29 protein-coding genes and 1 tRNA gene are annotated in these 24,149 nt (G+C 70.8%); 14 read left to right on the forward strand and 16 right to left on the reverse strand.

Annotation, left to right across the window (positions count from 1 at the left end; translation table 11 throughout):
• The first annotated feature begins 68 nt into the window (after nucleotides 1-68).
• The 4 genes from tmk (at nucleotide 69) to IE140_RS13325 (ending at nucleotide 6,486) form a co-directional block, all read left to right on the forward strand.
• On the forward strand, nucleotides 69-3,311 hold the full coding sequence (gene tmk, locus IE140_RS13310) for a dTMP kinase (protein WP_150192930.1): 3,243 nt from the start codon (nucleotides 69-71) through the stop codon (nucleotides 3,309-3,311).
• Between the two features lie 166 nt (nucleotides 3,312-3,477).
• Nucleotides 3,478-4,683, forward strand: coding sequence for a DNA polymerase III subunit delta' (locus tag IE140_RS13315; protein ID WP_088576654.1), 1,206 nt, complete (start codon nucleotides 3,478-3,480; stop codon nucleotides 4,681-4,683).
• Between the two features lie 91 nt (nucleotides 4,684-4,774).
• Nucleotides 4,775-6,304 carry an alpha/beta hydrolase gene (locus IE140_RS13320; RefSeq protein ID WP_150192929.1) on the forward strand — a complete coding sequence of 510 codons (1,530 nt, stop codon included), beginning with the start codon at nucleotides 4,775-4,777 and terminating at the stop codon, nucleotides 6,302-6,304.
• Nucleotides 6,305-6,412: 108 nt separating this feature from the next.
• Nucleotides 6,413-6,486, forward strand: a tRNA-Thr gene (locus tag IE140_RS13325).
• A 94-nt stretch (nucleotides 6,487-6,580) separates the two neighbouring features.
• Here IE140_RS13325 and IE140_RS13330 read toward each other — a convergent pair.
• Together IE140_RS13330 and IE140_RS13335 are read right to left on the reverse strand one after the other, a co-directional pair.
• Nucleotides 6,581-7,783, reverse strand: coding sequence for a tyrosine-type recombinase/integrase (locus IE140_RS13330; RefSeq protein ID WP_150192928.1), 1,203 nt, complete (start codon nucleotides 7,781-7,783; stop codon nucleotides 6,581-6,583).
• Nucleotides 7,764-8,315: a helix-turn-helix domain-containing protein gene (locus IE140_RS13335; RefSeq protein WP_167533406.1), complete on the reverse strand. Its 552-nt coding sequence runs from the start codon at nucleotides 8,313-8,315 to the stop codon at nucleotides 7,764-7,766. The genes IE140_RS13330 and IE140_RS13335 overlap by 20 nt, the downstream gene beginning before the upstream one ends.
• 118 nt (nucleotides 8,316-8,433) lie before the next feature.
• Between IE140_RS13335 and IE140_RS13340 the strand changes: the two genes are divergently transcribed.
• From IE140_RS13340 to IE140_RS13385, 10 genes are all read left to right on the forward strand, one after another.
• Nucleotides 8,434-8,637 (forward strand): helix-turn-helix domain-containing protein, encoded by a 204-nt coding sequence (locus IE140_RS13340; RefSeq protein ID WP_150192926.1) that lies wholly within the window; start codon nucleotides 8,434-8,436, stop codon nucleotides 8,635-8,637.
• Nucleotides 8,634-8,936: a hypothetical protein gene (locus tag IE140_RS13345; RefSeq protein ID WP_167533405.1), complete on the forward strand. Its 303-nt coding sequence runs from the start codon at nucleotides 8,634-8,636 to the stop codon at nucleotides 8,934-8,936. Before IE140_RS13340 ends, IE140_RS13345 begins: the two co-directional genes overlap by 4 nt.
• A complete protein-coding gene (locus IE140_RS13350; RefSeq protein ID WP_167533404.1) occupies nucleotides 8,933-9,778 on the forward strand; it encodes a bifunctional DNA primase/polymerase in 846 nt (281 codons plus the stop codon). Before IE140_RS13345 ends, IE140_RS13350 begins: the two co-directional genes overlap by 4 nt.
• On the forward strand, nucleotides 9,775-11,598 hold the full coding sequence (locus tag IE140_RS13355; protein ID WP_208836315.1) for an AICE element replication initiation protein: 1,824 nt from the start codon (nucleotides 9,775-9,777) through the stop codon (nucleotides 11,596-11,598). The genes IE140_RS13350 and IE140_RS13355 overlap by 4 nt, the downstream gene beginning before the upstream one ends.
• A 692-nt stretch (nucleotides 11,599-12,290) precedes the next feature.
• Nucleotides 12,291-12,551, forward strand: coding sequence for a hypothetical protein (locus IE140_RS13360; RefSeq protein WP_150192924.1), 261 nt, complete (start codon nucleotides 12,291-12,293; stop codon nucleotides 12,549-12,551).
• Nucleotides 12,552-12,890 carry a hypothetical protein gene (locus tag IE140_RS13365; RefSeq protein ID WP_150192923.1) on the forward strand — a complete coding sequence of 113 codons (339 nt, stop codon included), beginning with the start codon at nucleotides 12,552-12,554 and terminating at the stop codon, nucleotides 12,888-12,890.
• Nucleotides 12,891-13,053: 163 nt separating this feature from the next.
• Nucleotides 13,054-13,257 (forward strand): hypothetical protein, encoded by a 204-nt coding sequence (locus IE140_RS13370; RefSeq protein ID WP_150192922.1) that lies wholly within the window; start codon nucleotides 13,054-13,056, stop codon nucleotides 13,255-13,257.
• A gap of 11 nt (nucleotides 13,258-13,268) precedes the next feature.
• Nucleotides 13,269-13,793: a DUF6879 family protein gene (locus tag IE140_RS13375; protein WP_229826771.1), complete on the forward strand. Its 525-nt coding sequence runs from the start codon at nucleotides 13,269-13,271 to the stop codon at nucleotides 13,791-13,793.
• Complete coding sequence (locus IE140_RS13380) at nucleotides 13,790-14,632, forward strand: helix-turn-helix domain-containing protein (RefSeq protein ID WP_150192920.1); 843 nt, start codon at nucleotides 13,790-13,792, stop codon at nucleotides 14,630-14,632. Before IE140_RS13375 ends, IE140_RS13380 begins: the two co-directional genes overlap by 4 nt.
• Nucleotides 14,633-14,718: 86 nt before the next feature.
• Nucleotides 14,719-15,030 carry a hypothetical protein gene (locus tag IE140_RS13385; protein WP_150192919.1) on the forward strand — a complete coding sequence of 104 codons (312 nt, stop codon included), beginning with the start codon at nucleotides 14,719-14,721 and terminating at the stop codon, nucleotides 15,028-15,030.
• Between the two features lie 210 nt (nucleotides 15,031-15,240).
• Here IE140_RS13385 and IE140_RS13390 read toward each other — a convergent pair whose 3' ends face one another.
• From IE140_RS13390 to IE140_RS13450, 14 genes are all read right to left on the reverse strand, one after another.
• A complete protein-coding gene (locus IE140_RS13390; RefSeq protein ID WP_229826772.1) occupies nucleotides 15,241-17,367 on the reverse strand; it encodes an FtsK/SpoIIIE domain-containing protein in 2,127 nt (708 codons plus the stop codon).
• Nucleotides 17,368-17,450: 83 nt separating this feature from the next.
• Nucleotides 17,451-17,969, reverse strand: coding sequence for an HNH endonuclease signature motif containing protein (locus IE140_RS13395; RefSeq protein ID WP_150192918.1), 519 nt, complete (start codon nucleotides 17,967-17,969; stop codon nucleotides 17,451-17,453).
• Between the two features lie 2 nt (nucleotides 17,970-17,971).
• On the reverse strand, nucleotides 17,972-18,295 hold the full coding sequence (locus IE140_RS13400) for a hypothetical protein (protein WP_150192917.1): 324 nt from the start codon (nucleotides 18,293-18,295) through the stop codon (nucleotides 17,972-17,974).
• 22 nt (nucleotides 18,296-18,317) lie between these two features.
• A complete protein-coding gene (locus IE140_RS13405; protein WP_150192916.1) occupies nucleotides 18,318-18,710 on the reverse strand; it encodes a DUF3307 domain-containing protein in 393 nt (130 codons plus the stop codon).
• 76 nt (nucleotides 18,711-18,786) lie between these two features.
• Nucleotides 18,787-19,098: a hypothetical protein gene (locus IE140_RS13410; protein ID WP_150192915.1), complete on the reverse strand. Its 312-nt coding sequence runs from the start codon at nucleotides 19,096-19,098 to the stop codon at nucleotides 18,787-18,789.
• Nucleotides 19,095-19,946, reverse strand: coding sequence for a DUF2637 domain-containing protein (locus IE140_RS13415; RefSeq protein ID WP_150192914.1), 852 nt, complete (start codon nucleotides 19,944-19,946; stop codon nucleotides 19,095-19,097). Before IE140_RS13415 ends, IE140_RS13410 begins: the two co-directional genes overlap by 4 nt.
• A complete protein-coding gene (locus tag IE140_RS13420; protein WP_150192913.1) occupies nucleotides 19,943-20,311 on the reverse strand; it encodes a DUF6907 domain-containing protein in 369 nt (122 codons plus the stop codon). Before IE140_RS13420 ends, IE140_RS13415 begins: the two co-directional genes overlap by 4 nt.
• Nucleotides 20,308-20,580, reverse strand: a complete 273-nt coding sequence (locus tag IE140_RS13425; protein ID WP_150192912.1) for a hypothetical protein — start codon at nucleotides 20,578-20,580, stop codon at nucleotides 20,308-20,310. The genes IE140_RS13420 and IE140_RS13425 overlap by 4 nt, the downstream gene beginning before the upstream one ends.
• On the reverse strand, nucleotides 20,577-21,188 hold the full coding sequence (locus tag IE140_RS13430; protein WP_150192911.1) for a DUF6907 domain-containing protein: 612 nt from the start codon (nucleotides 21,186-21,188) through the stop codon (nucleotides 20,577-20,579). Before IE140_RS13430 ends, IE140_RS13425 begins: the two co-directional genes overlap by 4 nt.
• Nucleotides 21,189-21,626: 438 nt before the next feature.
• A complete protein-coding gene (locus tag IE140_RS13435; RefSeq protein ID WP_150192910.1) occupies nucleotides 21,627-22,001 on the reverse strand; it encodes a hypothetical protein in 375 nt (124 codons plus the stop codon).
• Nucleotides 22,002-22,020: 19 nt separating this feature from the next.
• Complete coding sequence (locus IE140_RS13440; protein ID WP_150192909.1) at nucleotides 22,021-22,608, reverse strand: class IV adenylate cyclase; 588 nt, start codon at nucleotides 22,606-22,608, stop codon at nucleotides 22,021-22,023.
• Between the two features lie 10 nt (nucleotides 22,609-22,618).
• The gene (locus IE140_RS35950; protein WP_225683230.1) at nucleotides 22,619-22,876 is read right to left on the reverse strand and encodes a hypothetical protein; all 258 of its coding nucleotides are present in this window, start codon (nucleotides 22,874-22,876) and stop codon (nucleotides 22,619-22,621) included.
• Between the two features lie 123 nt (nucleotides 22,877-22,999).
• Complete coding sequence (locus IE140_RS35955) at nucleotides 23,000-23,281, reverse strand: class I SAM-dependent methyltransferase (protein ID WP_229826773.1); 282 nt, start codon at nucleotides 23,279-23,281, stop codon at nucleotides 23,000-23,002.
• Between the two features lie 108 nt (nucleotides 23,282-23,389).
• On the reverse strand, nucleotides 23,390-24,142 hold the full coding sequence (locus IE140_RS13450) for a radical SAM protein (protein WP_229826774.1): 753 nt from the start codon (nucleotides 24,140-24,142) through the stop codon (nucleotides 23,390-23,392).
• Nucleotides 24,143-24,149 lie beyond the last annotated feature (7 nt).

Genomic DNA, 24,149 nt, shown 5'->3' on the forward strand with positions numbered 1-24,149 from the left:
GAAGTTGTCTGCGTCCATATGTTCGGACGGGCCGACAGCCACCGCACCGCTGCCGATAGGCTGGGCGGATGACGCGAGCCGAGCAGCCAACGGTCGTGAGCCCCACCTCCGACACACTTGCCGCAGACTCACGCGAGCGCGCCGTACGGGCCCTGCTGCGCATTCCTCCGCTGAAGCGGTTGTGGAGCGCCCAGCTCGTCGGCGGTATCGGCGATGCACTCGCCCTTCTCGTGCTGGTGCTGCTGTCGCTGCAAGCGGCGGTCCTTGAGGGCTCATTCGGCACCGGATACCGCGGGGCGGCCTTCGCCGTCGCCGCCGTCTTCGGTGCCCGGATCCTTTCCACCCTGTTCTTCGGAGCCGTACTCCTGGGACCCCTGACGTCCCTCACGGGGCCCGGCGGAAAGCTGGACCGGCGATGGCTGATGATCGGGGTGGACGGGCTGCGCCTGGCGCTCCTGGTCGTCGCCCCGCTGTGGATCGACTGGACGCCCGACAAGGCGCTCATGATGATCCTCATCACCGTCTTCGTGACCGGCGCCGGTGAGCGCCTGTGGGCCGTGGCCAAGGACAGCGCCGCCCCGGCGCTGCTGCCCGGCCCGCCCCTCGAAGGCGCCGCCGTACGCCCCCTGCCCGATCACCTCGACGCCCTGCGCCGGCTGTCGCTGCGGACGAACTTCCTCGCCGTGCCCGCCGCCGCGGTGGTCCTGCTGGCCGCCACGCTGGTCGGCAACCTCCTCGGCTCGGGCCTGGAGTGGTTCTCCTTCCACCAGGCGGCCCTGGGGTCCTACGTCGCGGCGGGGCTCTTCTCCGCCTCCATCTCCACCCTGTACTTCCTGGAGTTCCCCGCCGACCGGACGCCCCGGCCGCGCTCCCCGCTGGAGGGCCTGCGCCGCCCCGCCACCGGCACCGGCCCCGACAAGGGCCGCACCGGCGCCGTCCCCCTGCTGGTCGCGGTCTGCGCCTCCGTCGCCGGAGCCGTCGCCGCCGCAGCGGCCGTCTCGGTCCTGCACGCCTACGACCTGGGCGGCGGTCCTGCCACCTTCGCGCTGCTGATTCTCGGACTGACCGGCGGCACCGCCCTCGGCATCCGTACCGCACGCCACGTACTGCCGACCCTGTCGCGCCGCCGCCTGCTGGCGCTGGCCGTCATGGTCACCGGCCTCGCGCTCCTCGCGCTCGGCCTGGTTCCGGACACCGCGACCGGGATCGCCATCGCCCTGCTCGCCGGTTACGCCGCCGGGGTCGCCGCGAACACCGGGCACACCCTGATCGACCAGGAGACCGAGGCGTTCCGGCAGGCCCGGACCACCGAGCACCTCCAGGCCGTCGTCCGGGTGCTCGTCGCGCTCGGCGCGGTCGCCGGACCGCTGCTGGCCGCCGCGATCGGGCGGCACCGCCTGGTCGCCGGTGACTTCGTCTTCGCCCACGGCGGGGCCGCCTTCACCCTGATGCTGCTCGGCGCGCTGCTGCTGCCCGTCGCCGCCTTCGTCCTCGCCAAGACGGACGACCGGGCGGGCGTGCCGCTGCGACGGGACCTGCGCGAGGCGCTGCGCGGCGACGAACCCGCCGTCGGGCCCGCGGCCACCGGCTTCTTCCTCGCCCTGGAGGGCGGCGACGGAGCGGGCAAGTCCACCCAGGTCGAGGCGCTCGCCGACTGGATCCGGTCCAAGGGCCACGAGGTCGTCGTCACCCGCGAGCCCGGGGCCACCCCCATCGGCAAGCGGCTGCGCTCGATCCTGCTCGACGTGTCCTCCGCCGGCCTCTCCAACCGCGCCGAGGCCCTGCTGTACGCCGCCGACCGCGCCGAGCACGTCGACTCCGTCGTCCGCCCGGCGCTGGAGCGCGGCGCGATCGTCATCTCCGACCGCTACATCGACTCGTCCGTGGCCTACCAGGGCGCGGGCCGGGACCTGGCCCCGACCGAGATCGCCCGGATCTCGCGGTGGGCGACGAGCGGGCTCGTACCGCATCTGACGGTGCTGCTGGACGTCGACCCGGCGACCGCGCGGGAACGGTTCACGGAGGCGCCGGACCGGCTGGAGTCGGAGCCGGCGGAGTTCCACGAGCGGGTGCGGTCCGGGTTCCTGACCCTGGCCGCGGCCGACCCGACCCGCTATCTGGTGGTGGACGCCGGCCAGGAGCCGGAGTCGATCACCACGGTCGTACGCCACCGGCTCGACCAGCTCCTCCCGCTCTCCGAGGCCGAGATCGAGGCCATCGAGGAGGCCCGGCGCAAGGCCGAGGAGGAGGCGCGGCGCAAGGCGGAGGAAGAGGCCGCCCGCAAGGCCGAGGAGGAGCGCCTGGAGAAGGAGCGCCAGGAGCAGCTCGCCCGGCTGCGCGCCGAGGAGGAGGAGCGCAAGCAGCGCGAGCTGGAGGAGGCCCGCCGCCGCGAGGCCGAACGCCAGGCGGAGGAGGCCCGCCGCCGCGCCGAGGAGGACCGGCTCCGGCTGGAGGCCGAGGAGCGGGCCCGGGCGGCCGAGCAGGAGCGGCTGCGCCTGAAGGCCGAGGAGGAGGCCCGGCAGCGCCAGGAGGCCGAGGCGCTGCGGCTGGAGAAGCAGCGCAAGGCCGAAGAGGCCCTGCTGCGCGCCGAGGAGGCCCGCCGCCGGGCGGAGGCCGAGGCGGCCGCCCGTACGGAGGCGGCGCGTGCCGAGGCCGAGCGCGCGGAGGCGGAGCGGGCGTCGCGTTCCCGTACGGATTCCCGTACGGAGACGTCCTCGCGCTCCGAGGGCGCGTCGGGGCCGACGGTGCCGGAGAACGAGATCACGGTGCCCACGCCGATCGTGAACCCGAACGAGATCACGCAGCCGGTTCCGGCGGCGCGACCGGAGGACGAGGGTCCTTCCGGATCCGGTGCCGCAGGTTCCGGCCGCTCGGGCTCGGGCTCGGGCTCGGGTTCCGGTTCGGGTCCTGGGGACGACGAGACGGCGATGCTGCCGCGTTACACGGACCAGCGGTCGACGGGGTCCGCCGGCCAGGCGGGTTCTCGGCAGGCCCGGGACGCCGACGAGACGGCCGTGCTCCCGCCGGTACGGGACGACCAGCCGTCCGACCGGGTGCCCCGGGGCTTCTTCCGGGACGAGAGCCCGGCGCCCTCGCCCGCGGAGAGCGAGAACGAGCGCACCCGGGAACTGCCGCAGGTCGAGGACCCCAACGCCCCGGCCCCGGACCGGCGGCAGCGGGGCCGCAAGCGCCCCCGCCCGGACTGGGCGGAGGAGACCCCGCTGGACGATCTGCCGACCCTGGCGGACGAGCTGCTCGGCGGGCAGGACGACGACGGCCACGGGGGCCGGGGGCGCCGCCCGCGCGGCTGACGCGCCCGGCGCGACGCCTCAGCGACGTACCGGCCCGTCCGTCCCTCCGGGGGCGGGCGGGCCGGACTGTCAGTGGCGTCCTCCACAATGGAGAGCGACCAACGGAGAGCGACGACGCACCGCGGTTCGCGGGCCGTGCACGACACCACCGGAAGGGCGGTGACCCATGACCGTGTGGGACGACCTGGTCGGACAGGACCGAGTGCGGGAACAGCTCGCCGCTGCCGCCCGGGACGCCGATGCGCTGGTCACCGCCGTGTCCGACGGTAAGCCGCTGGACCAGGGCTCGAAGATGACGCACGCCTGGCTGTTCACCGGACCGCCCGGTTCCGGCCGGTCCACGGCGGCGCGGGCGTTCGCCGCCGCGCTCCAGTGCACGAGCCCGGACCGGGCGCTGGGCGGAGCCCCCGGCTGCGGCTTCTGCGACGGCTGCCACACGAGCCTGGTCGGTACGCACGCCGACGTCGAGGTCATCCGCACGGACCTCCTCTCCATCGGTGTGAAGGAGACCCGGGACCTGGTCAGGCGCGCCCAGCTCTCCCCGGCGGTCGGGCGGTGGCAGGTCATCGTCATGGAGGACGCCGACCGCCTCACCGAGGGTGCGGGCAACGTCCTGCTGAAGGCCGTCGAGGAGCCCGCGCCGCGCACGGTCTGGATGCTGTGCGCCCCCTCGCTCGAAGACGTCCTGCCCACGATCCGTTCCCGCTGCCGGCACCTCACCCTGAGCACCCCGCCGGTGGAGGCCGTGGCCGACGTCCTGATCCGCCGCGACGGCATCGACCCCGAGCGGGCGCACAACGCGGCGCGCGCCACCCAGGGGCACATCGGGCGGGCCCGCCGTCTCGCCACGGACGAGCGGGCGCGGGCGCGGCGGGCGGCGGTGCTGAAGGTTCCGCTGCGGGTCGCCGATGTGGGCGGCTGCCTCAAGGCGGCCCAGGAGCTGATCGACACGGCCACGGACGACGCCAAGCAGCTGGCGGAGGAGGTCGACGCCAAGGAGACCGAGGACCTCAAGGCGGCGCTCGGCGCGGTGGCCGGCGGCCGGATGCCGCGCGGTACGGCGGGGGCGATGAAGGAGCTGGAGGACAAGCAGAAGCGCCGCAAGACGCGTACGCAGCGCGACAGCCTGGACCTGGCGCTGACCGAGCTGACCGGGTTCTACCGCGATGTGCTGGCGCTCCAGCTCGGTTCGAAGCTGGCCATCGCCAATGTCGACGTGCAGGACTCCCTCGACCGGATCGCCGAGTCCTCGACGCCCGCGCAGACCCTGCGCAGGATCGAGTCGGTGATCGCCTGCCGGGAGGCGATGGACCGGAATGTGGCGCCGCTGCTCGCGGTGGAGGCGATGACGATGGCGCTGCGGGCGGGCTGAGGCCTCCCGGTATCTGTTCAGCTGCGGGACCCTGTTCACCCGAATGAGCAGGGAATCGTACGACTCGTCACCCGGCGGATACGCTCCCTGAATGGATACCAGGCGCCTGCTCCGCACCTTCGCCATCGGGATCGGCACTGCCGGCCTGCTCATCTCCGGCTGCAGCGGCAGCGGCTCGTCACCGAACGCCTCGGCCACCGGGACCGCTGCCCCCGAGGGGCTGTCGACGTACTACACGCAGAAGCTGAGCTGGCGCGACTGCGGGGTGGAGGGGTTCGAGTGCACGACGATGAAGGCGCCGAGGGACTACGACCAGCCGGACGACGGGGACATCGAGCTCGCCGTCTCCCGTAAGAAGGCCACCGGCCCCGGTAAGCGGATCGGTTCCCTCCTGGTGAACCCGGGCGGCCCCGGCGGCTCCGCGATCGGCTACCTCCAGGGGTACGCGGCCCTCGGGTATTCCGCCCCGGTGCGGGCCCGCTACGACATGGTGGCGATCGATCCGCGCGGCGTGGCCCGCAGCGAGCCCGTCGAGTGCCTCACGGGCAAGGAGATGGACGCCTACACCCAGGTCGACCAGACACCGGACGACGACGCGGAGGTCCGGAAGCTCACCGCCGCCTTCGAGAAGTTCGCGGCGGGCTGCGAGAAGCGGTCCGGCGAGATCCTGCCGTACGTCTCGACCGTCGACACGGCCCGCGACATGGACGTCCTGCGCGCGCTGCTCGGCGACGAGAAGCTGCACTACGTCGGGGCGTCGTACGGCACCTTCCTGGGTGCCACCTACGCGGACCTCTTCCCGCAGCGGGCGGGCCGCCTGGTCCTGGACGGCGCGATGGACCCGTCCCTGAAGGCGATCGACATGAACCGGGACCAGACGGCGGGCTTCGAGGGGGCCTTCCAGTCCTTCGCCGCGGACTGTGTGAAGCAGCCGGACTGCCCGCTCGGCACCACGAACACCGCCGACGCCGCAACGGCCCTCAAGCAGCTCTTCACGGACCTGGACGCGAAGCCGATCCCGACCGGCGACGACCGCGAGCTGACCGAGTCCCTGGCCACGACCGGGGTGATCGCCGCGATGTACGACGAGGCGGCCTGGCCGCAGCTCCGCGAGGCGCTGGAGGGCGCGCAGCGCAGCGACGGCTCCGGCCTCCTCTCGCTGGCCGACAGCTACTACGAGCGCGGGCCGAACGGGAAGTACGCGAACCTGATGTTCGCCAACGCCGCCGTGAACTGCCTCGACCTGCCGTCCGCCTTCGACGGCCCCGACGCGGTCGAGAAGGCGGTCCCGGACTTCGAGAAGGCCTCCCCGGTCTTCGGCCGCGGCTTCGCCTGGGCCTCCCTGAACTGCGCGTACTGGCCGACGAAGGCCACCGGCACCCCGCACCGCACCGAGGCGAAGGGCGCCGCCCCGATCGTCGTCGTCGGCACCACCCGCGACCCGGCCACCCCGTACAAGTGGTCCGAGGCCCTCGCGGAGCAGCTCTCCTCCGGCACCCTGCTCACGTACGAGGGCGACGGCCACACCGCGTACGGCCGGGGCAGCGACTGCATCGACACGGCGATCAACACGTACCTCCTGGAGGGCACCCCGCCCACCGACGGCAAGAAGTGCACTTGACCCACGCTGACCAGGACAAACGCCTCCGGGGGTGCCGTGTGCGAAGCACCCCCGGAAACTGTGTAGACTTGGCCCCGCCGCTGATCGCACCATAGTGCGACAGGGCGCGCCGCCTTAGCTCAGTTGGCCAGAGCAACGCACTCGTAATGCGTAGGTCTCGGGTTCGAATCCCGAAGGCGGCTCAGCTAGGAAACCGCAGATCAGATGCGGTACGCGACTGGCCCCCGGCAAGATCACCGCCGGGGGCCAGTACGCATTTTGTACGTGCTGCTGTGCCTAGGTGCCGACCGCGACCGGCGCATCCTTCATCGCCAGTGCGACAAGCCGCCCTGCGTCGAGGGCATCCGCGACCTCGTCGAGCCGGTCCGGGAACAGGTGCCCGTAGATGTTCAGCGTCATCGACGCGTCCTTGTGGCCCAGCATCAGCTGGATGACCTTCACGTCGGCGCCGGCCGCGATGGCGAGCGACGCCGCGGTGTGCCGGAGCTTGTGCGGGGTGATGCCCATGCCGCCCAGCCCGGCCTCCTTCACCGCCGGGTCGAAGACCCGGTTGCGGAAGTTGTTGTAGCGCAGTGGCCCGCCCTCCGGGGCCGTGAACAGCAGATCCTGCTGACCCTTGCCGTGGGCCAGGGTGCCGAGCTCGTCGGCGAACGACCGGGGGATCGGCACGCTGCGCTTTTCGTGGTTCTTCACCGGGCCCAGCTCCAGCACCCCGCCGACGTCGGTGAAGTTCTGGACGATCCGGATCCGCCGCTTCGGCACCAGCAGCCGGCCCGCCTTGATGGCCGACGCTTCCGCCCACCGGATACCGCTGTACCCCAGCGTGAGGATCATCAGCCGGTACTCGCCCGCCGCGAGGGCCAGGCGCTCCAGCTGGTCGTAGGTGAGGTAGACGTGCTCGTCCTCGTCGTCCGGCCGGGGGAGTTCGTGGTCGTGGCAGGGGCTGGAGCTGATCCGCTTCGAGAACACGGCGTGCTTCATCACCATCGACAGCACCCGGTACGCCTTGATGATCCGGGCGGCCCCGAGGAGCTTCCCCGACTTGCCGGGCTTCGTCTCCAGCTCGGTCAGCCACGCGGAGACGTCCTCCCACTGGATCGCCCCGACCTGCCAGTCACCCCACTTCGGGATGACGTAGTTGTCGAGGAGATCCCGGTAGTCCCGTCGGGTGGTCCGGCCGATCTTCCGCTTCGAGGTGAACCACTCCTCGGCCACCAGCTTCGTCGCGGCCTTCCCCGACTTCGGGTCGCGGTAGCTGCCCTTGTCGAGGCGGGCCGTGATGGCGTGCATCTCGGCTTCCGCCTGCGGCAGCTTCAGGAACGTCGCAGCCTTGCCCTTGCCGTCCGGCCCGTACCAGCGGACACGCCACCGCCCCGGCGGCTTCCGCTTGCTGCCGGCGCGCTTCGCCTCCTGCCATCCCTCCATGGCCGCCCGGTAGTCGGCGTGGTTCTCGCGATCCTCAATCCACACTCGGGCCATCGGTGCCTCCTTCCGGCTCGACAAGGCCCTGCTTGCGCAGCCACTCGTCCATAGGGAAACCGGATTCGCGCAGCCAGGCGTTCACCATGGCAGCGTCGCGACCCACGGGGCCCAGCCACTGGGGCAGGCCGTACAGCTGAAACTCAAGAAACTCCGTCCGCTCCCTGCCGGGAGTCAGCCGGAACGGACGTTGCCCCTGCGCCCACTTCCATGCGTCGGAAGCATCCGTGGTGCCACCGCCCGTGACTTCGACAGAGTCCGTACCCCTCTCGGTAAACGGCAGGAGGAGCGCGGCTGGCGAGACGCCCAGGACTGTGGCAAGAGCCGCCAGGTCCCCGACATCAACCCGGCGCTCCGCTCGCTCCACCTTGGCTACGGCGGACGCCGCGATGGGACGGCCTGCCTGCTCAAGCCGGCTGGCGAGTTCATACGTCGACCAGCTGCGGGCCTCACGGATTCGGCGCACGTTGCTGGCGACGTGCTTTCCGGTGGGGTCGGTGATCTTCGTGGCTGCACGGGGCTTCGAGGTCATGCCCGAGAGCTTACGGCTCGTTGGAGTCCCCAAGAGCTTCGGATGGTCTGTTACTGTCACTGACATGGCCCGATTATCGCTTACGGCGAGTCGGTAATCAACTCACGCGAGGTGGGAAGTGACTGACGCACTGCTGAGCCCCCGGCAAGTGGGAGAGACGTACGGCTTCACCGCGGGGACCTTGGCCAACTGGCGTTGGGCCGGGACCGGCCCCGACTACATCAAGACCAGTCCCGGCAAGGGAGGCCGCATCAGGTACAAGCGCAGCGCCGTCGAGAAGTGGCTGAACGAGCGCACTGTGAGCGGAGGCGCGGCGGCATGAGCGCAAAGAGAAACGCCCCGGGGGCAACCGGGGCGCTCAGAGACCAACTGGACGGCGGGTCGGCTACCACCGTAGCGCGTGCCTCTGTCATCGCGCACTGCCGTGCCTACGCGGCCCGCGGCTGCTTCGGCCGCTACTGGGTGCTCGTCATCGACACCTGCCCCCACTGCGCCGAACGGCACACCCACGGCGGCGGCCCCGGGCGCCGCCCCTCCTTCGGGCACCGCCTCGCACACTGCGGAGGCAGTCCCGCCGGCCGCGGCTACTGGCTGGAGCCCACCACCGAGGAGGCAGCGTGACACCCCTCGAAGGAGCCCTCTGGCTCATCCGCCGCGGGTTCCCCGTCTTCCCCGCGGACCACCCCGGGACCGAGCAGTGCAGCGGGATCGGCCGCGGCCACGACCCGGCGACCTGCACCGACCGGGGCAAGCACCCGTGCGTCCCCTTCACCCGCGCCCACACCCTCGACGAGGACCAGGCGCACAGCAGCATCGGCGCGCGGCTCCGCAACGTCGGTATCGCCGTGGGTGCCTGCTCGGGCCCGAACGGGGCGCGGCTCCTCGTCGTCGACAGCGACCGGCCGAACGCCATCGAGGACGCGGCGGCAGCGTTCGGCTACCGGCACACACCCACGATGCGCGTCACCACCGCCAAGGGACACCACGACTACTACTGGGCGCCCGCCAGCACCCAGCTCGGTAACGGACTTGGGGCCCTGCGGGGCAAGTTCGACGGCGACGTGCGCAGCGGCAACGGGTACGTCATCGGCCCCGGGTCCGTCCACGCGACCGGCGTCGTCTACGAACTCGTCGACCCCGAGCAGCCCCCCATGGAGCTTCCCGCGTGGCTGCTCGCCGCGCTCCAGACCACCCCGGCCCGCGCGGCGGACGCGGCAGCCACCGGTCCCGCGCCCAAGGCGGAAGGGCGACTCACCCCCCTGGTGCGGTTCGTCCTTGAGTCGGCGGACGGAGAGCGGAACAACCGCCTCTACTGGGCCGCCTGCCGCGCGTTCGACCAGCGCGCAGACGACGGCCCGGCGGTCGCCAGTGCACTGCTCGCCGCGGCCTCCCACATCGGGCTCCCTGAAGGGGAAGCCCGCCAGACCATCACTTCCGCCTACCGAGCAAGGGCCACCCGATGACCGACGACACCACCGCGCAGGCGCGCGCGATCCTGGAACAGAACGGCATCGAGGAGCCCGAGGAGAAGCAAGGCCGGGGCCCGTCGCAGGCCGCGCAGCTCGTTGCCATCGCGCGCAAGCGGTACGACCTGTTCATGTCCGAGGACGGGCGCCCCTACGGCGTGAAAACCGACGGGGCGAACATCGCCCTCCCGCTCCGCGGAAAGGCCGGCCTGCGCTCCCAGCTCTCCCGGATCTACAACGACGAGCACGGCGGGGCCGTCGCCTCACAGTCCGCGCTCGCCGACGCGATGACCGTCCTCGAAGGCGTCGCCCAGGCCGCCGACCCCCGCGTGCCGCACGTCCGGGTGGCACGCCACGGGGACGGAGTCGTTGTCGACCTCGGCGACGCGGACGGCCGATGCGTCGTCATCACCCCCGATGGGTGGGACCGTTCGGCCCGCTCGCCGGTGCTCTTCCGCCGCTCGGGCGCCATGAAGCCCCTTCCCGCACCCCTGCGGGACGGTGACGGTCTGGCCAAGCTCCGCGACCTGCTCAACACCGACGAGGAAGGGTTCCGGCTCCTCGTCGCCTGGCTGGTCGCCTGCTTCATCCCCGACCTGCCGCACCCCATCCTCACGTTCCGCGGCGAGCAGGGCACCGGCAAGTCCTACTCGGCGAAGATGGTCATCGGCATCATCGACCCGTCCGGCGCCCCGAAGCGCACCGCGCCGCGCGACATCAAGTCCTGGGCGACGCAGGCGTTCAACTCCTGGGCCCTGTGCCTCGACAACGTGTCCGTCATCCCCGACTGGCTGTCCGACGCGTTGTGTCGCGCGGTCACCGGGGACGGCATCGTCGACCGGGCCCTGTACACCGACGACGACGTCGTCGTGCTGGAGTTCCGCCGGGTCCTGGCCATGACCACCATCGACGCCGGGGCGCTCGCCGGGGACCTTGCCGAACGGCTGCTCACCATCGAGCTCCACCTGATTCCGGACCACAAGCGGCGTGAGGAAGCCGAGATGGACGCGGCCTACGCCGAAGCCCATCCGTCCATCTTGGCGTCCCTGTTCGACCTCCTCGCCCAGGTGCTCAAGGTGCTGCCCGACGTAGTCCTGACCGAGCGCCCGCGCATGGCCGACTTCGCCCGCGTCCTGGCCGCAGTCGACAAGGTCCAGGGCTGGAACACCCTCGGTTCGTACAAGGCGAGCGCTCGCGACGCCGTCACGGACGTCCTCGACGGCGAGCCGTTCGCGCAGGCCGTGGTGGCGCTCGTCGACCGCGCAGGCGCTGACGGCCTCGTCCTCACAGCGTCGGAGCTGCTGGAGCGCGTTCCCACCCCGGACAAGCTGCCGAAGAAGTGGCCGAAGGACTCAACCCGCGCTGGCGGGCAGCTCAAGCGCCTCGCCCCAGCGCTCCGGACCGTCGGTATCGAGGTCGACGACAGCAAGCGCGGCCCGAAGCCGCTCCGGCAGCGCCTGTACCGACTCACGGCAACAGCAGAGAGAAGGTACGAAACAGCGTCCCCAGCGGCCACCAACACCTCGGATAGTGCCCTGACCAGCGGAAACAGGGGGGTCGCTACAGGGGGGCCGCTAGCGACCCCCCACCCTGCCGGGGGGGCGCTGGGGGGCGCTGAGGGGGCCGCTGAACTCTTCTCAGCGACCCCCCACAACACCACCCCTGACCTGCACCTTTCCTCGCCGGTGGACGCTGGGACGCTGGGGGACGCTGAAATGCAGCCTCTCTCTAGTCAGCCCGTGTGCCTCGCGTGCGAACACCCCATGGACCCGGTACTCACCGCAGCCGGTGACACCCGCCACCCCGGATGCGAGTAGGACCATGCCCAGGACACCCACCCCGCAGCACCGTTTGCACTGCCCCGCCTGCCGCACCATCCGAACCGTGAGGCAGGTCGGCACCGGCACCGTCAACAGCCGCCGGTGCCTCCTCGTCCAGTGCACCGACAAGGCGTGCGAACTCACCTGGGCCAGCCCGTCCACTACCCGGGGGACGACCACCCGCACGGCACCGGTCAGGCCCGCGTGAGCACGCCTCAGAGACCGCACAAAGCCGCAGGTCAGGCAGCCCGCGCCCCTCCTTCTTTGGAGAGGCGGCTCCCCAGCCCCGCGCCCAGCTTTTGTTTTTCTCTCCCCAGCCAAATGGCACCGAACGATCTTGAAATGAGGAGGTGGTCTGAGGTGGCGCAGAAGCCGAATGTCGCGTGCGCTGGGGGCTGCGGCCGCCTGCTGTGGAGTGGCAGGGGGTCTCTCCCGGCCGGGCGGCGGATGTGCCGGGCGTGCCGGCGCGAGCGGGCGGCGAAGGGGGTGGAGCGGATCTGTCCTGGCTGTGGGCAGCTGTACGCGGCAGTTGCCTACCAGGGGACGGGGAAGCTGCGCGTCGTCTGCTCGGATGCCTGCCGGAGGGTGCGGCTCGGCCGGGGCGGCGCTGAGGTGCCCGGAACGTGATGTGCGCCCCACGGCAACGGCGGTGGGGAACGTGGGAACAACACCAGGAAAGAGAGATCGAGATGACGAAGTTCGTGAAGCGTCCGACGGAGCACGACGGGGATCCGCTGGCGTGGCTCGCGGCGGGGGCTGGCATGGATCTGGACACGGTCCGGTCGCTGGCGAAGGGCGGCAACCTTGCCCCTGCGGTGCTGCGGTACCAGCGGAGGAAGGACGAGGAGCAGCGCGTGGGCGGGGCGAAGCCCGACCAGCAGCAGCCCGGAACGAAGCCGCTCACCTCGCAGCAGCGACAGGTTGAGCTGCTTCGCAGGAGGGTGCTGTAGATGAGCCTGGACGATGGTGCGCGTTGGCGGGCCCACTTGGCGGCTTGCGAGCGCTGGCAGGACGAGCGGCTTGCTGCGTGTCAGGCCGGCGCGGATCAGGCAGAGGCGGAGTTGCGGCGGCGGCCGCACTATCCGGTGATCCGTGGGGCGGACAGCGTGAGTCCGGGCGCCCTGTCCTCCGCTCGCATGCAGGGTTGGCGGCGCGGGGGTGCGGAGTTCGAACGGCGGACGGCGCGCCCTGCATTCGACGGGAACCGCAAGGCGGTGGCGCTGCTGTACGTCTCTGAACAGGAGGAGGGGGCGAGCATCGACGTCGGCGGGGCGCACAGTGCTGCCTGACTTGACCCATGCGAAGAACGCTCGGTCTCTCACTGCGAGGGGCTGGGCGTTCTTCGCGTAACGGCACAGTCGGCGGGGTGTCGCTGCAATCTCGCGCAACTGCCGTCCACGGCCTGGCGGTGGCCTGCATGCTGGGTTTCCCCGACGGGAAGGGAGCGCCAGCATGACGCTCAGGTTCATCGGCACCACCTCCGAGGACGGCAACTGCCCGACGCTCTACGAAGTCGTCGAGACCGGTGACATCGTGGTCCAGGGCGACCAGCTCACCAACCCCGAAGACCTCGCCCAGCTCCGCAACGTCGGCCCCCATGAGACGTCCGTCGTTATCCCCCGCGCCCTGTTGACCCGCTTCGCCCCCAAGGAGTAGCTGTGCCCCTGGTGCCCTTCGAGGAGATCACCCACCTGTTCGCCGAGTTCGAGCACACCGCGTTCCGCCTGGAGACCCGCCGCGGGTACGCCACGGACCGGGCAGGGGAACGGTTCCAGGCGTTCATGCGCGGCATCGACCCGCAGCCGGCCCCGGGCAGTCCGTGGAACACGAACGTGCGGGAAAAGGCCGCGCAGGGTGCCCATTTCTCCCGCGTCCGGATCGTCGACGACCCGCCCACGGACGGGCAGCGGTTCCTCATGGCAGCCGCGTCGAGCAACGTTGCGGCTGGCGAGGACATCCGGGTTCTCAGCCGGTACGTAGCCGAGTCCGCGGGCCTACCCGACTTCGACTTCTGGCTGTTCGACTCACGTCTCGTCGCCCGGTTCCACATCGACGAGACGGACACCACGGTTGGCGTCGAGGTCACTGAAGATCCGGCGGAAGTGCTCGCCGCGTGCCGGGCCAGGGATACCGCCTGGCCGCTTGCTACGCCCTCGGCCACCGTGTGGGCGCAGGTACGTTCGTCGGCGTGAGCACCGACTTCCAGAGCGGGCGGGAGGCCCTCGGTGCGCGGCTGAACGAGCTGCGCACCGGGGCTGGACTCAACGGCCGTGACTTCGCCCAGCTGCTCGGATGGCAGCCTTCGAAGGTGTCCCGGCTCCAGAACGGCCGGCAGACCGCCACCCCCGAAGACCTCCAGGCGTGGGCGGCGGCTTGCGGGCGTCCCGACACCGCCGCGGATCTCCTCGGTCGGCTGCGGGTGCTGGAGTCCCGGCAACGCCACTGGCGTAAGCAGCTCGCCGCGGGCCACTCGCCGGTGCAGGACCGGTACGTCGTCGAGTACCGGCAGACCACGGTGTTGCGGGGCTATGAGGCGACGGTGATCCCCGGCCTGTTCCAGACCCCGGACTACGCCCGGCATCTGCTGATGGCCCGTGCCGAACTGTTGCAGACGCCCCGGGACACCGAAGCTGCGGTTGCGTCGAGGATGCGCCGCCAAGAGGTGCTGTATGCGGCGGGGAAGCTGTTCCGGGTCCTCGTGTGGGAAGGGGCTCTGCACGCTCTGGTGTGCCCCCGGGACGTCATGGCCGGGCAGTTGGACCGGCTGGTCGGGCTGATCGGGATGAGTACCGTCGAGTTCGGCATCGTGCCGCTCGGGGCCCCGATGCGCCTCACCCCGAAACACGGGTTCTGGATCTTCGACGAATCCCGCGTCGTCGTCGAGACGATCAACACCGAGTTGTCGTTCGACACTGTCGACGACCTCGACCTCTACCAGCGGACGTGGGACGGGCTGAACGAGTCGGCCGCCTACGGGGCAAGGGCACACCGCATCATCGCCCGCGCCCGGCACCTGATTGCCCCGTCCTGAGCAATCCGCCCCAACACCGGTGGGGGCCGCGCAATCTTGCGCAACCGCCAGGACCACCACGCGCGGCGGCCCCTACGGTCCAGGCCATGACCACACCATCGAGCACAGAAGCGCCCGCGCCGTTCGGCTGGTGCCACTGGCACAAAGGCCCATCGGGGACCGCCGTCATGGTCGACATCGTCGAGCAGAACTCGGGCCCCGGGGCGGCCCTGTACGCGTGCGCCCCGTGCCGGGAGCAGCGCGGCCTGACCCCGGTTGCCGAGCAGGCCCACGAGGTGGCCTACCGGGACTACCTGCTGCACACCACGGACTGTCCCGGGTGCAGCCGTCTTGGACGGTGCGACGTCGGCGGCCGGCTCCGCGACATCTACCAGAAGGCCCTGGACGCCGCGCCCTGACCGCATGACGAAGGCCCCCAGGCGGCAACCTGGGGGCCTTCCTTGTGTGGGGGCTCGGTCCCCCTGTACCGGCGTTACCTTGCAGGTCGGGGCCCGCTACCCGCCCCATGACCGGGGTAGAGGGCCCCCGCTACTTCCGGGCCCCGCAAGTAGGCGCCGGGGGCGCGGGGTGAACACGTGGCCGCGGGGGGCGGGTACAGGGATCCCCCTCTACCCGAGGAGGATTTCCGGGGGGACGGCGCCTTCGATGTCGCGTCGCTGGTATCCGGCGAGCGTGGTGCCGCTGATCTTCACTTGCTTGCTCGTCCGCTTCACGCCGGCGGCTTCGAGTTCGGCGGCCAGGCGCTCGCCGTTGAAGTCGCCGTACACGTCTTCGTCGAGGTTCACGAGCCCGGCGATGAGGTCGGTGGTGAACATCCGCGGGCTGTGCCGCATCACCTCCAGGACGTCGGAGAGGATCGGCGCCAGCGTGAGCCCGGCGGCGTCGGCTGCTGCGGTGACGTCTCCGGCGGCGTCTCCGGTGAGCTGGTCGGCGGCCTGGCGGAGGGTGCGCCCGGTGGCGCAGAGCTTGGTGAACTCGACTCCGTCGAGGTAGTCGGCCCGCACGGTGACGTAAGAGGCAGGCCCGGTGACCAGCACCCCCGTACCGACGTGGTCCTCGGACAGGACGGACGCGTCGGCCCCCTGGGCGGCCTTGCCCTTGCCGAGAACCATGTCGGAAGACGCCTTGTCGACGACCTGCGTGGAGTACCGCAGGGTGATGATCTCCCGCAGCTTCGTCGGCACGGACTCGGCGTCCGGGCGCTGGGAGGCGAAGTTGGACACGAACCCGGCGGCGGGGCCGCGGCGGGCGATGCGGCACAGGTCGTTGATGACCTGGTCGCGGTCGTCCTTCTCCATCGCGGTGAAGTATTCCTGCAGCTCGTCGATGGTGACGAAGATGACCGGCAGGTTCTTCAGCTTCACGATTTCGGGGGTCAGCTTGCCCTCGGGGCACAGGGAGGTCGGGAGTTCGCGGAGGATCGCGAAGCGGCGTTCCATCTCGATGAGGAGCTCGGCGAGCATCGCCTTGAGCGCCTCGATGGCGTCGTCCTCGGCGCCCATGACGAGGCGGTGGGCGACGGCCCGCATGGGCATCCAGTCGGCGCCGCCCTTGCCGTCGGCGACGTAGTGCCGCACGTAGGCGTCCAGGAGCCCGGCCGCGGTCATGAGGCGCTGGGTGAACGTCTTGCCGCGGCGGGGCAGGCCGCCGAAGAACATCGACTGCCACATGACCGGGACTTCGATGCGGTTGCCGCGGGCGTCCTGCCCGAACGGGATCGGGTCCCAGATCGAGAACGTCTCGGCTTTGGCCAGCGGCGACGGGTTCGGCGCCCCGAGGTAGGGGTCGTCGTCGGCGACCCACATGGACACCCGGCCGGCGTTGCCGCCCTTCGCCGCGCGGACGCGGGACATGATGACCTGAATTTCGTCGACCCCGAGTTCCTGGGCGATGACCTCCCGCTTCGCGAGGACGTCGGACGCGGTCTTCCCGCCGCCCCTCGGCAGGTCGAAAATCACAGCCCAGCCGCGGCCGTCACGAACCGGGCCCATCGTGCACGTAACCCGGGGGCCTTCCTCGTCGCCCCGGCCGCTTTTCAGGAGGCCAGCGGCACGGAGGGCGTCGTTGAGCTGCTGCGCGGACATGTCGACCCGCAGCGGCGGCGCCCCCTGGTCGAGGAGCACGGTGTCCTTGCCCCGGCCGAGGTGGGCGAGCGGGGTGACGACCGCTGCGGCGACCCCGGCCTGCACCATCGGGTCGGCGAGCATGATGCCGATGGTGGCTGCGGCGACCGCGGTGGCGGCGGCCCCGAACCGCCACCTGCGCGTGCGGGTGCGGATGCCGTGAGCGAGCTGGAGCCGGGCGGCCAGCTCCACGTCCTCGGGCTTGGCCTTCGACTGGGCGCGCAGCGCCTTGACCACCGCGCTGTGGTCCTGGGCGGACAGGGTCGGCCACATGCCGACGGTGGCCCGGTAGAACCCGCGGGCGGCCAGCAGCAGGGTCTTGACCAGGTACTTCGGGGTTCGGATGCCGTGGTAGCGGGCCTGCCACCAGGTGAGGCGGGCGAACGCGGCGACGTTGGCGCGGATCGAGGCGGCGGACCGGGCCCACACGGGCAGGACCGGCACGTCGGGGACGGTCAGCCAGTCGGCCAGGGGGTTGTCGGGGCGGTCGACGGCTTCGACGGTGTCGGGCTTGTCGACGGGGGCCGGCGGGGTGTCGAGGGTCTCGGGCGGGATGGGGTGGAGCTTGGTGAGGGTGTGCCCGTTGAGGGGGCGGGTGTCGACGTCCGTCATGATGTGGGTCTCCTGCTGGTCTGGTGGCTGGTCAGGGGCACGGGGCGGCCGGTGATCTTTGGCGGATGACGGCCGCCCCGTGGTTAGCGAGGGTCTCGCTGGGCTGCTCGGCGTCCACGCCTTCTCGCGTTGATCGCCTCACGGTTCGCCGCCCAACGCTCTCGGCGCTGCGCGTTGTGCTCCTCGCGGCGCTTCTGCTCGCGGGCCGCATCGCAGGTACGACACTCGCGTGAACCGTTCGCGCGGATTCGGGTGTTCGTGGCGTCGTAGACATGGCCAGCCGGGCAGGCGGCCTTGGCGAGATTCGCAGCTGGCGTGGTCTCGCCACGAAGGACGTTCTCTCTAGCCGTCACCGGCTCAAGGTGATTCGGATTCACGCAGCTCCGAACCCTGCACAGGTGGTCCAGCTGGAGCCCTTCAGGGATTGCGCCAACGAGGACGGTAAAGGCGAACCGGTGAGCCAGAACAGAACGGCCCTGGAAGTAGAACTGCCCGTACCCGTTCCCAATCTGGCCCGCGGTCCAGAGCAGGCATCCGCTGGCGTCGACCATGACCTTCGACCAGAAGCGGCGCATGTCCTTCTCGCGCGCGTCGGTCTGCATGGTCACTGGTTCTCGGCCCGGTTCACGGCCCGCTCGGAGCGCTTGAGCTGCTGCTCGGCTTCCCGCAGGGCCTGCCGGGCGGCGGCCTTGTCCTCGCGGGACGCGGTGCGCACCTTGGCCTTGGCCTGGGCGACGGCCTGCCGGTCGGTCTCCCGCACGGTGTGCAGGGCGTTCAGCTCTCGGCGGCCGCGCTCGGCGGCGGACTGGTCGATGGCCTGGATCTTGCGCTCAACGGCGGGGTCGACGCAGTCGGCGAGGGCCTGGCGGAAGCCCTTCCGGAACAGCTTTCCGCGCTGGCGGGACTCGGCCCGGGTGTACGAGTACATGGGGTGTCCTCTCGGGTGAATGTCAGGCTGCGAGGTACAGGGCGGCGACGGTGAGCGCCAGGATGTGCGCGGTCTGGTCGACATGGGCGGCACCGCCGCGCTCTGCCCATTCCTGCTGGTGGGCGAGCTTCATCCAGCGGACGACGAGCCGTCGGCGGTCGATGGCGGCGTGCGTCGCGCCGATCCAGAGAACTGCGGCAGTGCTCGGCAGCAGGCCAGCGGATTCATCGAGGACGGCTGCAGCGACGGCGAGAGCGAGCGAACAGAACGCGACGTGCGTCCCGGCGTGTGCCAGGTTCGCTCGCCATCCGACCGCGCCGGACGCGGCCTTGTGGCCAGCCTGGTGGTCCGTCTGGAACGGGTAGTCGGCAAGAAGATGCGCGAGGTAGAGCAGGACGAACAGGGTGGGGAACATGGGCTGTCCTCTCGTTCGGGTCCGGGCTTTCCGGTCCGCCGCCCGCCCGGTGCGAGACCGGGCGGACAGCCGCCCGTCAGCGGCCCCGCTGGACGTCCTGCCACACGGACCGCAGGACGAGGACGCACACGGTCAGGGCCACCGCGCTGATCGCCACGGCGACGGCGGACAGGGCGAACGCGATCAGGAAGACGGACCCGCCGATCCCGATGCCAATCCACTTAGCCGCGGACCTTGCCGGGCGGACCGCCGGCGGCGCCGGGTACGCACTGGGTGCGCCCCCCTGGGCGAGCTGCTGCGCCTGGAGGACCGCGAGGATCAGGGCGACCTGCTCACTGTTCGCCTGCGCGTCGACCGCGTCCCGGGCGGCCTTCTCAAGGTCGCTCATGACGCACCCCCGGCGGTGACGAGCGCCAGCTGACCGGAGGTCGGCTGCGCCTTCTGCTCGTCGTCCAGGCGGGCGAACACCTTCTTCACGTACGACACGCTGCGGGTGGCCTGCCGGGCCGTTTCCGCCACCGGGGTGCCCGTCACCCAGCCCGCCCGGATGATCGTCGCGGCCGCTTCCGTCGGCAACCGTTCCTCCGGGCTGGTGGTCACCTCGTCGTCCGGATCGGGGGTGGGAACGGTCAGGGTGAACACCCGGCGGTCACCGCAGATGACCAGCGGATTCACCACCGGGGCGGGCGGCGCCTGCTCGATGGCGACCGGGGCGGTGGCGGTCACCTCGTCCGGGGTGACCGTGGCCACCTCGGCGCGGTGCACGGCCGGTGCGGCGACGTCGTCCGGGGTGACCCCCTCGTCGGTGTCCTCGTCCCCGGTGAGCGCCTGGTGCACCTGCCGCATGAGTGCCCCAAACGCCAGCAGGGCGGCGGTGGGCGGCACCGCGGCCACCACGTAGTCGAGGAGCGGCACCGCCCCGGCGTCGCGGGCACCGGCGACCCCGGCGACGTTCAGGACGATCGAGCCGACCGAGCCGACCGCGGTGAGCGCGATCGCCCACCCGTCGACCTTCCGGGCCAACGCGGCCCGCAGCATCATCAGTTCACCGGCGACGATGAACAGGTCCAGGGTGGCCGGCCACGCCCAGGCGCGTTCCTTGGCCTGCCCGAGACCGTGCGCCAACGCGACCTCGGCCAGGTGCGCGTACGACAGCCAGAACGCGGCCCCGGTCAGCGCGATGATGACGAGCCCGGCCGCGATGGCCAGAGCACGGGAGGGATCGAAGCGGCTCATCGGCCGGCCTCCCCGGTCCGCAGGACGGACAGCTGACGGGCCAGGCGGCGCAGCGTCCCCGCGTAGTCGACGAGCAGCGCGGCCAGCTCGTCCAGCTCGCCCGGGGTGAGGGTGCTCGCCAGGTAGCCCATGGCGACGTACACGCCGGTGTTCCGGTCGGCGCCCGTCGCGAACGGGTCCTGGACGAGCTCGGCGGTGGCAACCTCGTGCCCGTAGAACTCGGCGCGGTGCTGCGGCCCGCGGTGCCCGGTGTCCCGCAGAGCCTCGGGCTCCTGGTCGTGGCTGTCGACGCACCAGGACGGTTCGGGCATCGTGACGGGCCCGTGGTCGGTGGTGTGCACCGTAACGGTGCGGTCGGCGGTCATCGGCCGGCCTCCGTGTCCGTGCAGTGGCGGTACCCAGTGGCGGGGTATTCGGTCAGCCGCTGGCGGAGGTGGTCGGCGTTCCACCCGTAGTCGTCCGGGTTCTCGGCGAGGGCGGCGCGGGCGGTGGTGACGGCGAGGGCGGCCCGGCGGTCCAGGACGGCGCGGTAGGCCTCGGTGTCGCCGATGGTGGCGGGGTGCGGGAGGTCGATGGCGTCGAGGACCGCAGCAAGGAGTGCGCGGAGCCCGTCGGTGGTGGGCTGGGTGCTCATCGGGCCACCCCCGTACGGCCGGCCGCCGACCGGATCGCGGCCATCTTGGCGCGCACCGCGCGCAGCCGGTCCAGGTGCACGGCCATGTCCTCGATCAGCTCGTCGACCTGGTCGATGTCGAGCTCGGGCCAGTCCCCGTTGCCGACGAACGCCAGCTCGACGGGGGAGTCTCCGAGCTGGGAGAGGCGGAAGGCCATGACGTCGAAGCCGTACGCGCCGTGCATGGCGATCTGGGGTCCGTGGTGGAAGTGCTCGCGCGGGTCGGCATGGTCGCCCGGGTCGGCGGTGCACCACAGGTGCCCGTCCGGGCAGAGCGGGTGAGCGGCGGCGCGGAGACCGTCGGCGACGTGGGCAACGAACACGGCCCGGTCCATCTTCGCTGCCGTCTCCGGCATCTCGGCCGCAATCCGGTCGGCGACCTGCTCAGCCAGCAGCGCGTATGTCGGGGCGGCGGCCACGATCTCGATGACGGGGTTGCCCTCGGCGTCGCACGGCGCACCGGCGCCGAAGGCGGCCCGGAGCGCGGGCTCCAGCGGATCGACGGCGGGCACCGGCTGGGGGGTGCGCTGCTGCGGCATGGCGGGGAGGGTGGGTACGGTAGTGCGCATGGTTCAGCTCCCTGTTGGAGAGGGATTTGGACCTAGGCCCTTCCTGGTGGTTGCACACCGGGTTGGGCCGTTCCGCGTTTTACGGTAGGTCGCGAGTCCATACTAGGGTGGTCTGAGTCGAAAAGCAACTCACTCGCGAGGATGGGTTGGCTCCGCTCCAGTACGTACGACGTACACATGAGGCAGTGATAATCGGGCATAGGTCATGAGACGCGATGAGAGCAAACTCGCAGGTCAGGGCCCTGCCGGGCGGATTCCGCAGGTCCGGGCGGGGGGCTGATAGACCTCGTAATGCGTAGGTCTCGGGTTCGAATCCCGAAGGCGGCTCAGAAGAACCCCAGGTCACATAGCCCGTGACCTGGGGTTTTCTGTTGCTCGGGGCATGGCAGGACACATGGTGGGAGTACCGTGGTTCGCCTACGTGACCGGGGCGGGGGCTTAACTACGGCGGAAGAGCCTGCTCTGGCCCCGATGCTTGCCGGTTCTCCTGCCGGAGGCCGACCGCCCCACCTTGGCGGAATCGATCGGCCGGCTGGAGCCGGCCGGGCGGTTCTCGTTGAAGAAGGATTGCCAGACCCGTTCCTGCAGCGCGCCGATGCAGGCGCCGCACGCGTACATCGGGGCCTGGGCCCCGGCGACTCTGGCGGGGCCGATCCACAGGACGGGCGTCCACCGCTGCCCGCAGTAGAGCCAGCAGGGTCCGTCGACCCACTCGTTGCCGTCGTCGGTGGCTGCCGGTGAGGGCAGTCCTCCTCGGGCGAACTCGGCGATCCCGGGGATCGCCCTGTGCTGTAGGACGACTTCCGTCAGCATCGCTCGTCTCCCTCCGCGATCAACGGTCCTGGGCCGTGGGAGAAGCGTCCTTCTGCTTCTCGGTTTCGGAGAACAAGAGCGTGGGTTCGGCGAGGATGTCGCGCCCGGCTTCGCTCTTGTAGATCTCGTCGACGCTGCCGAACCGGGCCTCGGAGTAGTCGAGGTCCAGCAGCGCGGCGGCCTGGCGTACCGATGCCTCGTCGGGTCCTTCGATTTCCAGGAAGGTGGGGAGGTCGGGCCAGGTGTCGAAGTCGAAGGCGACCTCGCCCAGGCGCCATTCCTCGCGGTAGTTCTCCTGGTACCGGACCTCGGTGAGGCCTGCCCGGCGCAGGATGTCGGCCATGGCGTGCAGGTCGGTGACCTCGGTCTCGATCTCCTTGGTGCCGTCGATCGTCGTTGCGTCGGTGACCTGCTTGAGCGTGAGCGTCGAGCGGGTGCCCTCGTCCCGCAGACGGATCCAGGCTCCACCGTCGAGGGAGTCGTTCTCGAAGATCTTGCGGGTGAGGAGCGTGCGGGGGAATGCCTGGACCGCATTGAGGGCGCTCAATTTGTTCTGGAGGTCGGCGACGTCGACGGCCAGGAACTTCGCCTCGTATTCGTGCTTCATGGGGTCTCTCTTAGAAGTGGTCGGTGAGGGTGGATGTCCGGGCCGCGAGCAGGAGGCCCATGCGGTGGGTGTGGTCGTGCAACTGGCCGACGTGGGCGTGTTCCGTGAACTCGGTGGTGCGCAGGGTGAGCAGGACCTCCCAGTCGCCGATGAAGTGGGCGTGAAGGCGTTCCGGGGAGGTGTAGTGCTCGATCATGTGGTGGCGTCTTTCGACGGGCATCATGAACTCCGCGCCGAACATGCCGCCTGGGCGGACCAGGCGCTGCATGCGGTCGACGAACTCGCCGAGCGGGCGGTGGTGGTTGGCACTGTAGTGCCACGAGCAGCTCGTCCAGACCGCGTCGCACTGCAGGCCCAGGGGCTCGCCGTCCAGGAAGTCGTCCTCAACGACCTATACGCGTTCGTGGAGTTCTTCGAGCTTCAGCCGATCGATCAGTCCCAGCGCGTGGGCCTGGCTGTCACCCGGGAGGTGGACGTGGCCCCCGTGGAGGGCGACATCGTCGCGTTCGATGGCGACGACGCGGTAGCCGGCGGCGGCGAGGGGCAGGACGAACTTGCCGTCGCTCGCGCCGACCACCGCGACGGTGGCGTCAGGGGCGACGCGTTCCCGCAGCGTGGCGAGGAACTGCGGGAAGAACGTGAGGGTGTGCTCCCACAGGCTCTGCGTCTGCATGGGGGTGCGCTCCTTGCGTCTCGGTATCCATGATCACTCGGAGGGCCTCGTCGGGGCTGTGCCCCGTGGTGTCGACGCGATGCATCGCGAACGATGCGTAGGCGTCCGTCACTCGCACCAGAAGGCGTGCGCGTTCTTCCCCACGGCTTTGCAGGACATGGTCAGCGCACCGCGCGGGTCGACCTCAATGCGGTCGATTTCGCGAGGACCATCGGATGGGGCACACACCTGCGGGGCACCGTCCTCGGAGAGGTCCTCGTCGACGATCACCTCCCATGGCAGATCGGCTGACGCCAGCTCGTCCCGGAGTCGGCCGTAGGCGGAAGGGGAGGTGACCAGCAGCTCGGGATGATCGGCGGCGTTGCCGACCGGCCGCAGGTGGTGGAGCTTGAGCTGCCGCACCCCGAGTTCCGCCAAGGCCCTTCCGAGGGGCAGGACTTCGGCGATGTTCCGCGAGGTGACGGTCATGGTCGCCCCGGTCGGAACACCGAGATCCCGAGCAAACCGGAGCGCTTCCAGGGCGCTCTGGTAGCTGCCCTGCTTTCGGATGCCGTCGTTGGTCGACCCGACGCCCTCCAGCGAAACCCTGAGCAGGTCCAGGTAGGGGGCGATTTCGGTCAGGCTGCTCTCGATCCGGCACCCGTTGGTGCAGATCTCGACGCGCAGGCCCAGTTCCTCCTTGGCGTGGTGGACGACTTGCGTGAGGTCCCGGTGGACGAACGGTTCTCCGCCGAGCAGGGTCACGGCCTCGGTGCCGTACTCGTCCCGCATCAGGGTGAGGAGATCCGCGGCTTCGTCGATGGTGAAGGCGTCGGTGTACTGGAGCCGCTTGCCGTGGAAGCGGGGGCTACGAGGGTCCACAGGCCAT

The sequence above is a fragment of the Streptomyces parvus genome, assembly GCF_014648875.1.
Lineage (GTDB): Bacteria > Actinomycetota > Actinomycetes > Streptomycetales > Streptomycetaceae > Streptomyces > Streptomyces parvus.

Excerpts from the sequence above, each read along its gene's own strand:
- tmk (WP_150192930.1), top strand. The coding sequence starts at position 69 with ATGACGCGAGCCGAGCAGCCAACGGTCGTGAGCCCCACCTCCGACACA.
- IE140_RS13315 (WP_088576654.1), top strand. The coding sequence starts at position 3,478 with ATGACCGTGTGGGACGACCTGGTCGGACAGGACCGAGTGCGGGAACAG.
- IE140_RS13320 (WP_150192929.1), top strand. The coding sequence starts at position 4,775 with ATGGATACCAGGCGCCTGCTCCGCACCTTCGCCATCGGGATCGGCACT.
- IE140_RS13330 (WP_150192928.1), bottom strand. The coding sequence starts at position 7,783 with ATGGCCCGAGTGTGGATTGAGGATCGCGAGAACCACGCCGACTACCGG.
- IE140_RS13335 (WP_167533406.1), bottom strand. The coding sequence starts at position 8,315 with ATGACCTCGAAGCCCCGTGCAGCCACGAAGATCACCGACCCCACCGGA.
- IE140_RS13345 (WP_167533405.1), top strand. The coding sequence starts at position 8,634 with ATGAGCGCAAAGAGAAACGCCCCGGGGGCAACCGGGGCGCTCAGAGAC.
- IE140_RS13355 (WP_208836315.1), top strand. The coding sequence starts at position 9,775 with ATGACCGACGACACCACCGCGCAGGCGCGCGCGATCCTGGAACAGAAC.
- IE140_RS13360 (WP_150192924.1), top strand. The coding sequence starts at position 12,291 with ATGACGAAGTTCGTGAAGCGTCCGACGGAGCACGACGGGGATCCGCTG.
- IE140_RS13365 (WP_150192923.1), top strand. The coding sequence starts at position 12,552 with ATGAGCCTGGACGATGGTGCGCGTTGGCGGGCCCACTTGGCGGCTTGC.
- IE140_RS13370 (WP_150192922.1), top strand. The coding sequence starts at position 13,054 with ATGACGCTCAGGTTCATCGGCACCACCTCCGAGGACGGCAACTGCCCG.
- IE140_RS13385 (WP_150192919.1), top strand. The coding sequence starts at position 14,719 with ATGACCACACCATCGAGCACAGAAGCGCCCGCGCCGTTCGGCTGGTGC.
- IE140_RS13390 (WP_229826772.1), bottom strand. The coding sequence starts at position 17,367 with ATGACGGACGTCGACACCCGCCCCCTCAACGGGCACACCCTCACCAAG.
- IE140_RS13395 (WP_150192918.1), bottom strand. The coding sequence starts at position 17,969 with ATGCAGACCGACGCGCGCGAGAAGGACATGCGCCGCTTCTGGTCGAAG.
- IE140_RS13400 (WP_150192917.1), bottom strand. The coding sequence starts at position 18,295 with ATGTACTCGTACACCCGGGCCGAGTCCCGCCAGCGCGGAAAGCTGTTC.
- IE140_RS13405 (WP_150192916.1), bottom strand. The coding sequence starts at position 18,710 with ATGTTCCCCACCCTGTTCGTCCTGCTCTACCTCGCGCATCTTCTTGCC.
- IE140_RS13410 (WP_150192915.1), bottom strand. The coding sequence starts at position 19,098 with ATGAGCGACCTTGAGAAGGCCGCCCGGGACGCGGTCGACGCGCAGGCG.
- IE140_RS13415 (WP_150192914.1), bottom strand. The coding sequence starts at position 19,946 with ATGAGCCGCTTCGATCCCTCCCGTGCTCTGGCCATCGCGGCCGGGCTC.
- IE140_RS13420 (WP_150192913.1), bottom strand. The coding sequence starts at position 20,311 with ATGACCGCCGACCGCACCGTTACGGTGCACACCACCGACCACGGGCCC.
- IE140_RS13425 (WP_150192912.1), bottom strand. The coding sequence starts at position 20,580 with ATGAGCACCCAGCCCACCACCGACGGGCTCCGCGCACTCCTTGCTGCG.
- IE140_RS13430 (WP_150192911.1), bottom strand. The coding sequence starts at position 21,188 with ATGCGCACTACCGTACCCACCCTCCCCGCCATGCCGCAGCAGCGCACC.
- IE140_RS13435 (WP_150192910.1), bottom strand. The coding sequence starts at position 22,001 with ATGCTGACGGAAGTCGTCCTACAGCACAGGGCGATCCCCGGGATCGCC.
- IE140_RS13440 (WP_150192909.1), bottom strand. The coding sequence starts at position 22,608 with ATGAAGCACGAATACGAGGCGAAGTTCCTGGCCGTCGACGTCGCCGAC.
- IE140_RS35950 (WP_225683230.1), bottom strand. The coding sequence starts at position 22,876 with ATGCAGCGCCTGGTCCGCCCAGGCGGCATGTTCGGCGCGGAGTTCATG.
- IE140_RS35955 (WP_229826773.1), bottom strand. The coding sequence starts at position 23,281 with ATGCAGACGCAGAGCCTGTGGGAGCACACCCTCACGTTCTTCCCGCAG.